This window comes from Cohnella lupini, assembly GCF_003386205.1.
Taxonomy (GTDB): Bacteria; Bacillota; Bacilli; order Paenibacillales; family Paenibacillaceae; genus Cohnella; species Cohnella lupini.
Genome location: NZ_QRDY01000008.1, coordinates 209,442 through 220,103 on the forward strand (window position 1 = coordinate 209,442; position 10,662 = coordinate 220,103).

7 protein-coding genes are annotated in these 10,662 nt (G+C 52.7%); 6 read left to right on the plus strand and 1 reads right to left on the minus strand.

From position 1 onward, the window contains the following. Positions 1-74 precede the first annotated feature (74 nt). The 6 genes from DFP95_RS15895 to DFP95_RS15920 are packed head-to-tail and all read left to right on the plus strand — an operon-like array spanning position 75 to position 5,499. Positions 75-995, plus strand: a complete 921-nt coding sequence (locus tag DFP95_RS15895; RefSeq protein ID WP_115993621.1) for an ABC transporter permease — start codon at positions 75-77, stop codon at positions 993-995. 2 nt (positions 996-997) lie between these two features. Next, positions 998-1,798, plus strand: a complete 801-nt coding sequence (locus DFP95_RS15900; protein ID WP_425453292.1) for an ABC transporter permease — start codon at positions 998-1,000, stop codon at positions 1,796-1,798. Continuing rightward, positions 1,795-2,847, plus strand: coding sequence for an ABC transporter ATP-binding protein (locus DFP95_RS15905; protein ID WP_115993623.1), 1,053 nt, complete (start codon positions 1,795-1,797; stop codon positions 2,845-2,847). Before DFP95_RS15900 ends, DFP95_RS15905 begins: the two co-directional genes overlap by 4 nt. Positions 2,848-2,850: 3 nt before the next feature. Further along, on the plus strand, positions 2,851-3,645 hold the full coding sequence (locus DFP95_RS15910) for a DeoR/GlpR family DNA-binding transcription regulator (protein ID WP_115993624.1): 795 nt from the start codon (positions 2,851-2,853) through the stop codon (positions 3,643-3,645). Positions 3,646-3,650: 5 nt separating this feature from the next. Next, the gene (locus DFP95_RS15915; protein ID WP_115993625.1) at positions 3,651-4,517 is read left to right on the plus strand and encodes an alkaline phosphatase family protein; all 867 of its coding nucleotides are present in this window, start codon (positions 3,651-3,653) and stop codon (positions 4,515-4,517) included. Beyond that, positions 4,507-5,499: a PHP domain-containing protein gene (locus tag DFP95_RS15920; RefSeq protein ID WP_115993626.1), complete on the plus strand. Its 993-nt coding sequence runs from the start codon at positions 4,507-4,509 to the stop codon at positions 5,497-5,499. The genes DFP95_RS15915 and DFP95_RS15920 overlap by 11 nt, the downstream gene beginning before the upstream one ends. Positions 5,500-5,600: 101 nt before the next feature. Here the strand turns inward: DFP95_RS15920 and DFP95_RS29425 are convergent, their stop codons facing one another. Continuing rightward, a complete protein-coding gene (locus DFP95_RS29425; protein WP_245987693.1) occupies positions 5,601-9,680 on the minus strand; it encodes a bifunctional 2',3'-cyclic-nucleotide 2'-phosphodiesterase/3'-nucleotidase in 4,080 nt (1,359 codons plus the stop codon). Positions 9,681-10,662: the final 982 nt, after the last annotated feature.

Consider the following 10,662-nt stretch of genomic DNA (forward strand, 5'->3'; position numbering starts at 1 on the left):
TGAACCTCTAATGGTGCGCCTTCGTCCAAGTGCCGAAGGCGCCCGTTTCATTCCGGCTTAGGAGAGTGGATAGCTTGAAACGCAGAAATCGTTGGATGTGGCTCGGCTTGGTTCCCTTCGCGTTCATGGTGCTAGCATTCCAGTTAGCGCCGATCCTGTCCATGGTTACGGGAAGCTTTAGCAAGATCGACGGCTTCGGGTTTACGATGGACCACTACGTGAAAATCTTCAACAGCGCCTATTACCTGAAAGCCATTAAGAACAGCCTGCTAATCGCGGCTTATTCCAGCATAGTAGCCATTATCGTCGGGCTCGCGTGCGCGTATTCAATCACTCGGTTCACGCCTTCCGTCAGAGACAGACTGCTTATGATTTCCAACATGACTTCGAATTTCGCAGGTGTTCCTCTCGCCTTTGCCTATATCATCTTGCTTGGAAACAATGGGGTTTTCACGCTGCTGTTCAAGCAATGGGGCTGGAACGTATTCTCCGGTTTTGATTTGTATAGCTGGACGGGGCTAGTTCTCGTGTACGTTTACTTCCAAGTTCCGCTCGCATTGCTGCTGCTATACCCGTCCTTCTATGGTATACGCGAGCAGTGGAAGGAAGCGGCCGCATTGCTCGGAGCAAGGCCTTGGCAATTCTGGAGAACGGTCGGATTGCCTATGCTGACCCCGTCGATCTTCGGTACGTTAGGGATTCTCTTCGCCAATGCCATGGGCGCATACGCTACCGCATATGCTCTTGTCGGAGGAAATTTCAATTTGCTTGCCATCCGGATCGGATCGTTGGTAGCGGGCGATGTCGTCAACCAGCCCGAGGTCGGCAGCGCGTTAGCCGTCATTCTTGCGGTATCGACGCTTCTGGCCGTATTCCTCAATCATCAGATGACCAAACGTTCCCAACGTTTTACCGGGACTTACGCTCCCAAATCAAATTCGTCTAAAGAACGTTCGCTGCGCGCGCGGGCCAGAGCTAAGGAGGAAGCCGGATGAATATGAAGCCCAAGGTAGGTTGGACGCACCGTTCCCTGCTGTTCCTGCTGATGCTCTACTTATTGCTTCCGCTTGTCGCTACGGGGTTATACGCGCTAGCTACCAACTGGCAGACCACCATCCTTCCCGAAAGCTGGACCTTGAATTGGTTCAAGGACATGTTTCAGGATCTCCGGTTTCTCGAGGCGTTGTGGACGTCGTTCTATTTATGCTTGATCAGCGTGGCTTTGAGTCTCGTCATCATGTTGCCCGCCGTATTCGTGATCACGGTTTACTTGCCCAAATTGGAATCGTTCATGAAGGGTCTCGTCGTATTGCCTTACGCGGTGCCCGGCGTCGTGGCGGCGGTCGGACTTATCCGTACCTATTCCTCGGGTCCGATCGACATCGCGGGAACGGCTTACATTCTGATCGGAGCCTACTTCGTCGTCGTGCTTCCTTACATGTATCAAGGGATCCGCAACAGCCTTCTTACCGTCTCCGCCGTCGAATTGCTCAATGCCGCCGAAATGCTGGGGGCAAAGCGGGCGCGGGCATTCGTGACGATTATTTTGCCTAACATATGGCCGGGCGTCATCATTTCGACATTGTTGTCCTTTTCCGTCCTCTTCGGCGAGTTCGTCGTCACGAATATGCTGGTCGGAGGGCATATTCATACGATTCAGGTGTATTTGTATCAACGGGTCTCGGAAAGCGGGCATCTGGCAAGCGCAATCGCCATTTCGTATTTCATATTTATCATGATCCTATCTACGATACTGATGAGGTTGGGTAGAAAGATGAACGGAGGGACGCAAGGATGAATAAATCCTATTTGGAATTGCAGGGCATTCGCAAAAAGTTCGGGGACTCGACGGTGTTGAACGACGTGTATCTTTCGATCCGTGAAGGCGAGCTCGTTACTTTGCTTGGACCTTCGGGCTGCGGCAAGAGCACGTTGCTTAGATGTATCGCCGGATTGACGGAGCTTGACGGCGGAAGAATCGTGTTGGGACAGCAAGACCTTACGAATCTAGCCCCGCGTAATCGGGAAGTCGGCATGGTGTTCCAATCCTATGCGCTTTTTCCTAATCTAACGGTATCCGAAAATATAGAGTACGGCCTGAAGATGCGCGGCGCGGGGAAAAAAGAGAGGGCGAACCGAAGCGAAGAATTGCTCGCGCTGATCGATCTCGAAGACAAACGGGACGTGTATCCCCAGAATCTATCGGGCGGTCAGCAGCAGCGGGTAGCGCTGGCGAGAGCTTTGGCGGTTCAGCCTAAGGTTCTTCTGCTCGACGAGCCTTTAAGCGCTTTGGACGCCAAGATTCGCAAAAACCTGAGAACGGAAATCCGCGAAATCCAGAAGAGGCTGCAGATGACTACGGTTTTCGTTACGCATGACCAGGAAGAAGCGCTTACGGTGTCCGATCGAATATGCATTATGAACAAAGGGAATATCGTGCAGGATGGAACCCCCGAGCAGTTATATTCGACTCCGAGGACCGAGTTCGTAGCCAGGTTTATGGGTAGCTACAACGTGCTTACCCGCGCCGAGGCAAACCGCTTGTTCGGAGATGGAATCGGTACGGCCGAAAGCTTCGCGCTGCGTCCCGAATCGGTAGGGCTGTTAGGCGAGGGGATGAATGTTGGCGGAGATGTTCCGTCGGCGGATAAGCGGATAGTCGAAGGTACGGTCGACTCGGTGAACATTCTGGGCAACGTCATCCGGTATTTCGTCGACGCTTCCGGCGTTAGGCTCACGATAGACAGATTAAACGACGGACGTTCCCCGACCGCGCAAGCGAACGGCAAAGTTCGTCTAGCTCTGGACCCTTCCCAGCTTCTGCGACTAGAGAAGGAAGGAGCGTAAGGAATGTCCATTTCGTCCGAACAACGTAAAAGAATGATTTTGGAGCAGCTTAGGTTGGAAGGACAAGTGAAGGTTCCCGATCTCTCCCGGAGTTGCGCCGTCTCTGACGAAACGATTCGGCGCGACCTCGTTCTCCTGGAAGGAGACGGTCTTGTCAAGCGGGTATACGGCGGGGCGGTCTTGGCGAAAAGCGCCAATTACGAGCCGCCGTATTTGCAACGGCAGAAGGAGAAGGCGGAGGAGAAGACCCGCATCGGGCAAAGGGCGGCCGCGCTGATCGCTTCCGGCGACACGATCGTCATCGACGTCGGGACGACGACTCTAGAGTTGGCTAAAGCGATCTCCGGGAAGGAGCGCCTAACGATACTAACCAACTCCATAGCGGTAGCTTATCATTTGATGGAGTCCTTGAACGAAGGAAGGTTCTCCGGCAAAATCATCGTCATCGGCGGAGAGCTCAATCCCGTGCAGCAATCGATGTCGGGAGCGACGGGCGAACAGGTTATGACGCAATTTCGCGTCGACAAGGCTTTCCTATCGGTTGGAGGAATGTCCATCAAGCGGGGAATAAGCGATTTCGACTTGAACGAGACGATGATGTCTCGAAGGATGGTGGAAGCGGCGGGGCAAACGATCGTGCTGGCCGACGATTCGAAGTTCGACAAGGAGGCTTTCGTCGAAATCGTTCCGATTCGCGGAGTGGATACGATCGTTAGCAATGTCGCGCCGCCGACGGATTGGTTGTCCGCTCTGAAATCCCATCATATCCAATGGATAGAAGCCAAAGGAAAGGCGTGATAACGATGACGCAAGCATCTCGTAAATTAATCGTAGTCGTATTGGACGGACTCCGTTACGATACGGCTCGCAGCTGCATGGGTTACATGGAGCATCTCGTCGAGCAAGGGGAAGCGGTTTGTTATACGGTAAACTCCGAGCTGCCAAGCCTCTCCCGTCCTTTGTACGAAGTGCTGCTAACCGGTACGCCGGCGCATGCGAACGGCATCACGGGAAATCACGTCGTCAAGCTAAGCAAGGAGCAAAGCGTGTTTCACCTCGCTTCGAAGGCCAACTTAAGGACGGCTGCGGCGGCTTATCATTGGGTCAGCGAGTTATACAATTCGGCGCCGTTTAATCCGGTTACCGACAGGCATCAGCATGACGAGAACAAACCGATCCAACACGGAATCTTTTATTTCGAAGACCATTATCCGGATACTCATTTGTTCTCGGACGCGGAACACTTGCGGAAGACGCACGACCCGCATTTTCTGTACGCCCATCCCATGAACATAGACGACGCAGGACATAAGTTCGGCGGAGAGAGCAAGCAGTACGAGGCTTCCGTCCGACTCGCAGATAGCATTCTAGCCCTATTAATTCCGATGTGGCTGTCGGAAGATTATCAGGTAATCGTAACTTCGGACCACGGCATGAACGCGCACGGCCAACATGGAGGAACGACATCCGAAGAGAGAAAAGTACCTTTGTACGTTTGCGGAGATCGCTTGAATTCGTTATGGGACGGGGAAGAAACCCTTTCGCAGTTATGGCTTGCTCCGTTGATGTGCGAATATTTAGGGATCGATCCATCCGCCGCGATGGTTCGGTTACCGGCGATCGAGCCTATGAGATCAACTTGGAGGGGGGAAATGGACGATGAAGGTTGATTTGCATTTTCATCTGGAGGAAGGACCTTATTCCATTAATTGGTTGAATCGAACGATGCAAGCGCTGGTTGCCACGACGGAAGACTCTGATAACGCGATGAGAAACTCGCTGAAATGGGCGGAACAATTATCCTGGCAATTGGATAACCGGTTATGGAACGGTTGCTTCAGCGAGGACTGGCTGGATCGGTACTTGACGACGGGGCGTTCGAGGGGAATAAGCCAATTCGGCGTAGTCGATCATTTGTACCGGTTCCGGGAATGCCGAAGCTATTACGAGAAGCATATGCTTCTGGACAATAGCCCGATCGGCCGTTTGCAAGAAGCATGGTTAAACCACGTGTGCGTATATTCCTTGGATGAATTCGTCGATTTCGTTACGGAAGCCAAGAAAACCCGTCCCGATCTATTGCTCGGAATAGAGGCGGACTTTTTCGAGGGAGGAGAAGAGGAATTAAGCAATATCCTTGCGGGTCATGACTGGGATTATGTAATCGGGTCGGTTCACTTCATGGACGGATGGGGGTTCGACAACCCGGAGACGCAATCGCGGTTCGCCGAATTGGATCATATGGCGGCTTATGGTCAGTATTTTGACTTGTTGCGCCAAGCTTGCAAGTCGCGCTTGTTCGACATTCTTGCCCACCCGGACAATCTTAAGGTGTTCGGCTTTCGTCCCGCAGACGAGCAGGCGTTGGTGCCGTACTATCGGAGCTTGGCTGAAGAGTTGACCTTGTGCGGGATCGCGACGGAAATCAATACCGGACTGGCCTATCGCTATCCGGTGGCCGAGGCTTGCCCGAGTCCCCTGTTTCTGTCCGTGCTCGCGGAGCATGGCGTTTCGATTACGTTATCCTCCGATTCACACTTCCCCGACGATATCGGCCGTTTATTGGACGAAGCCCGGGAAGCGGCCATTCAAGTGGGCTACAAGGAACTAATAGTGTTTAATGGACGTAAGTCCTTTAATGTTCCTATCTGATCTCCGACTAACGGTTGCATATATAAGAACAAGAGGCCGAGCCAAAGCAATCGCTTTGGACTCGGCCTCTTCTTATCGGTTATCAAGAAGGCTTAGTGGGATTAATTCACTTTGGTGAAACGTCCTTCGGTTTTCGCCGTGATCGAGCCGTTAGCGAACTTAGTTTTGACGTACGTAATCGTAGCGTCGAGATCCACGGCACCCGCCGCACGGTTGGTACCTTTCGTTAATATCGTGTAGCCGTCGCCGCCCGTTGCCATAAAGTCATTGACGACGATGGTGTAGCTTGCCGCATCGTCCAGGGCAGTGCCGTCGGCTTTCTTTATCTCGACGATTTTCTGACCGGCGGGCTTGCTATCGTCGTACTTATAGGTAAAGCCGGAGATTTGGCCGATTTTCGTGCCGGTAGCTCCCCATTGCTGGTTCAAGAGCTCTTTCATTTGCGCTCCCGTCAGCGTCATCTTGACGAGGACGTTGCCGAAAGGCTGAACGCTGAACATGCTGCCATACGTGATGTTGCCTTGCGGCAAGTCGTTGCGAATGCCCCCGGAGTTCATGAAGGCGAAATCCGTTCCCATGGCATCGCGCATGCCGTCGGCGATCAAGTTGCCTAACGCCGATTCTCCGGATGCGTTCGCCGTGCGGGTAATCGCCTCGTCGGTCTTGCCTACCGGGGCGTTCATGACGGGCGCGTTCTGTTCTTGGTAAGTTTTGATCATTTGAGTAATTTCCGCATCGGGAGTTATGCCTTCCCGTTTCACGTCGACGATCTCGGCTTTGGCGGATACGACGTCATGCGTCGCGCGATCTATCTCCAGCTCTACGTCGGAGAACGCGGTGCCATAAGAGAAGGCTTCCGTGATCAGCTTTCCGTCGATCACCTGATTAAGTCCGCCGTGATTATGTCCGGCGAAGATGACGTCTACTTCATCGTCCACGTTATTGGCCAGATCTACGACTTCTCCCGTTGGCGCGTCGCTCTTGCCTTCGTAAGGGTCGTGGGCAAGGATGACGATGGTTTCGATGCCTTGGGCTTTCAATTCCTCCACGGCTTTATTGACGGCAGCCGCTTGATCCGTAAAGGTTATGCCTTTGATGCTTTCCGCCTTCACGATGGTCGGCGTAATGTTCGTTACGAGTCCGATGAACCCGATTTTGACGCCTCCCGATTCCAACACCGTGTAAGCATCGAGCAGAGGCTTTCCGGTCGCGTCAACGACGTTGGCCGCCACGTAAGGGAAGTTAGCGCCGGCGAAATCGTTGCCTGTTTTCGGATTTTTCCCTCCGTTTATGAGCCTAAGAGCTTCCGTCGCTCCTTGGTCGAATTCATGATTGCCCAGCGTACCGATATCGAATCCGAGGCGATTCAGAAAGTCGATCGTCGGCTCGTCCTGGAGCAGCGCGGATACCGGAGCGCTTGCTCCGACGGTGTCGCCAGCGTGAACGAGCAGCGTATTCGGGTTCGTGGCTTCGCGTTGCTTGAGATAGGCCGCCAAGTAATCGGCTCCGCCTAAAGTGGAGACGACTTTGCCCGTAGCCGCGTCCTTCACTTCTTTCTTATAGTCGAGCTGCCCGTGGAAGTCGTTGATGCCGAGCAACTGCACGGAGACATTGCTGATCAGCGTATGGATGACCTTGGCGGCTTCCGCGCGCGTCGTCGGAGCCTTCGGAACGAACTTGCCCGCGCCGCGTCCGCCCATGACTCCCCGCGCTACGGCTACTCTTACTCCCGCGGCGGCCCAATCGCTGATGCTGGAGTTATCCGCGTATTCCATATCGATATCGGTTTGAATCGCTTTGCCGGCTTTAAGCTTCAGCGCGCTGCTGGCCATGACCGCCATTTGCTCGCGGGTAATCGTATCGTTCGGAGCGAATAAGCTCGGAGCGATCCCGCTGACCAATCCGTTCTCGTTCGCCGCGGCTACGGCGTCCGCATACCAAGCCGTTGCCGGAACGTCTTGGAATGCCGGTTTGTTCTTTGCGGTCAGCTTCAAAGCTTTGACCAACAGAGTGGCGAATTCCGCCCGAGTGACGTTCGATATCGGGTCGAACACCGTATCCGTCTTGCCCGTGACGATCTGATTCGCGGCAAGGTCGTTAATGGCATCGAATGCCCAATGCGTAGCAGGAACATCCGCGAACTTCTTGCTTGCGTCAAGGGAGAGGGAGAAAATGCCGAAGCCCTTGTCGTCTACCTTGTTAAGGGAACGAATATTGTCCGTCGATGCGGCGTATTCCGCAGCTTTAGGAGAAGAAGTAAACGTTACGTTCACTTTGCCGGCGATCGGCGCGATCGACCAATTGTTGTCGATCGACGGATTCACTTCTTTGCTCGCGGAAATGTAATCCATGAGAATCTGGCGGTTCTCGTCCGGGGAATCGATCACGTACTTGCTCCCTTTTACCCCGGGGAAGTTGCCGCCGCCGCTTGCGCGGTAATTGTTCGTAACGACGATGAAGTCTTGATTCGGATCGACTGGCTTGCCCTCGTAGTTCAGCTTGATGATACGGCTGGAGGACGCGTCGTTGATCGTTCCGTCCGGCTTGTATTTGGCCGGCTTCGTGACGTCGACTTGATAGGTTACGCCGTCGATGACATCGAAGTTATACACCTGGAACGAAGAATCGAGCAACGGCTGCTCTTCTTGCTTGGTCGGGTCGATCCGGTTGAATTTGCCCGCGGACATTTCCAACCATTCCTTGACGACCGAGCCCTTAACCAAGATCGCTTTCAAAGTGTTGTCGTACAAGTATAGGTCGCCCGCGCTCTTGATAGCGAGAGGACCCGTCTTGATTTCCGTGAATTCCTCGGGACCGTTGCGTCCGGCTTTGAACGGGGCGCCTACGGATAGAACGGGAGTATCCTTGTATTGAGGTAGATTTTGCTTAATGTAGTTCTCGACGTAAGCCTTCTGAGCATTCGTAACGATTTGGACGGATGGATCGTCCTGCACCAAGGCGAAGTAGCTATGGATCGGCGCGGTCGTCGTACCGATCGGGTTGTTCGCGTATTTAACCGTGTCGTCGAAGTCCTCTTTAACGGCATCGACGACCGTCTGGTCGGTTTCCGCGAGCGGCTTCTTGGCAACCGCGTCGTAAATCGCCTTCGTGGACGATTGGGAAGCGGCGACCTTCCATTTGCCATCTTGCTTTTCGAGCGTCAGGTCGATGATTCCGAGGTTGCTTCCGCCGTATCCGGCTTGAACGGCCGCTACGCCGTTAATCGTGCCTTTCGCATTGTCGACTCCGGCGTATACTTTACCGGTCGAGTCTTTGAAAAGGGCGTCGAGCGACTTCTCGTCCGCGGCCGGAAACACCTTGTGGGTGTGGGAGAAGGTGATAGCGTCTATTCCGGGCACTTTGCTCAGGAGCAAGACCGCGTCTTCCGCATCCGTATTAGCTTGCGCCATTCCGTTAAAGCCGGTATGCGCCATCGCGATGATGACGTCCGCGCCTTCCGCTTTCATCTTCGGAATGAATTTCTCCGCGGTTGCGGCAATGTCCTTCGCGATAACTTTGCCTTCCAACCAAGATTTGTCCCATTGAATGATCTGCGGAGGCGCGAATCCGATGACGCCGATCTTAAGCGTCTGCTCTTGGCCGGACTCGTCGATCGCTTTTTTCGAGATGATTTCGTAGGGCTTGAAGCGGTTGACGTCATTGTCCGGATTACCGTCTTTGTCGTCCACGTAAACGTTAGCGTTAACATAGGGGAAATTGGCGCCTTTGGCGGCTTGATCGAAGTAATCCAAGCCGTAGTTGAACTCGTGGTTCCCTAGAGTGGCTGCATCGTAGCCCATCAGATTCATCGCTTTGTATACCGGGTGGATCTCGCCCGCTTGAATAGGGTCTACCAATGCTTTATAAGTACCGAGAGGAGTGCCTTGAATTAAATCTCCGTTATCGACGAGGAAAGCGTTCTTCGATTCCGTACGCGCAGCTTTGACCAGGCTGGCCGTTCTCGCAAGTCCGACCGTGTCGGATGCCGCATCCTTGTAGTAATCGTAGGGAACCAGGTTTGTGTGGATGTCCGTCGTTTCCATGATTCTTAGCTTAAGGGTGGAACCGGGATCCGCGGCCGCGGCGAACATGCCGTTAAACGGCATGGACAGCAGAGCCAGCGTCAACGACGAAACGGCAATTTTGCGAACGGGATTGTTTTTGCGCGCGCTTTCTTTCATTCACTAGATCATCCTCTCAAGTGGTAAGAATGTTAACACCAACATAATAGACCACAACCTATTAAATTCCAATACTAGATTAAGGATTTTAATAGAATAACGCCAATTTTATTAGATATTTGGAAAATGGAACAATGGAGAGAGGTTTATGCGCGCAAAAATAGAGCGAAACACCTAAGAATCGATTATCGTCCGGGCGTCTCGCTTACTCTTATTCGGGGGATTTATGGTCTATTAAACTAATTTTCCGAATTCGAAACATTTTGGTAAATGAAAGTTTCGAACCCAGGTCCGACCATTCGGCGGAATTACGTTTCTGTTGAACGTTGGCTGGAAGATGGACGCTTGCCGCGTCCGTTATGGGAAATAAGCGTGCCTGGCGGTGCTATTTGCCTCAAAGTCGCTCCGCGAAGGGAAATAAGCGTGCCTGGCGGTGCTATTTGCCTCAAAGTCGCTCCGCGAAGGGAAATAAGCGTGCCTGGCGGTGCTATTTGCCTCAAAGTCGCTCCCTGAGAAAAATAAGCATGCCTGGCGGTGCTATTTGCCTCAAAGTCGCTCCACAAAGGAAAATAAGCGCGCCTGGCGGTGCTATTTGCCTCAAAGTCGCTCCGAAGAGGGGGAATTCAAACATTTCTGCTACTTAAGTTTAAACCTATCGTCTAGAGAGACGCCAAGGAGGAGTGAATCAAGTCAAGTAGAATGGTAAACATCCTTATTCGAGCTAATGAGCCATTTTGGAATCCAAGTAGGATGTAGAACATCACTATGGAACGAATTTTAGTAAGGAATAGACCAAAGTTAGATCAATAGTAATGAAAAACATCCCTTTTCAGCTTACAGCTGGTAGCGTCAAGAAGTATGTGTAGTAGGATTATCCAGCGGGAAACTTAGTTAGTTTGTGGAGGGGGAATTCCCTCGGGCATAACGTTCAATGTACATCTTCTCAAACACGGTTTTAGTATCGGGGTCTGCAAATCCACGT

What these genes read in the sequence shown, in the direction of transcription:
- DFP95_RS15915 (WP_115993625.1), top strand. Translation starts at nt 3,651, where the DNA reads ATGACGCAAGCATCTCGTAAATTAATCGTAGTCGTATTGGACGGACTC.
- DFP95_RS15910 (WP_115993624.1), top strand. Translation starts at nt 2,851, where the DNA reads ATGTCCATTTCGTCCGAACAACGTAAAAGAATGATTTTGGAGCAGCTT.
- DFP95_RS29425 (WP_245987693.1), bottom strand. Translation starts at nt 9,680, where the DNA reads ATGAAAGAAAGCGCGCGCAAAAACAATCCCGTTCGCAAAATTGCCGTT.
- DFP95_RS15900 (WP_425453292.1), top strand. Translation starts at nt 998, where the DNA reads ATGAAGCCCAAGGTAGGTTGGACGCACCGTTCCCTGCTGTTCCTGCTG.
- DFP95_RS15920 (WP_115993626.1), top strand. Translation starts at nt 4,507, where the DNA reads ATGAAGGTTGATTTGCATTTTCATCTGGAGGAAGGACCTTATTCCATT.
- DFP95_RS15905 (WP_115993623.1), top strand. Translation starts at nt 1,795, where the DNA reads ATGAATAAATCCTATTTGGAATTGCAGGGCATTCGCAAAAAGTTCGGG.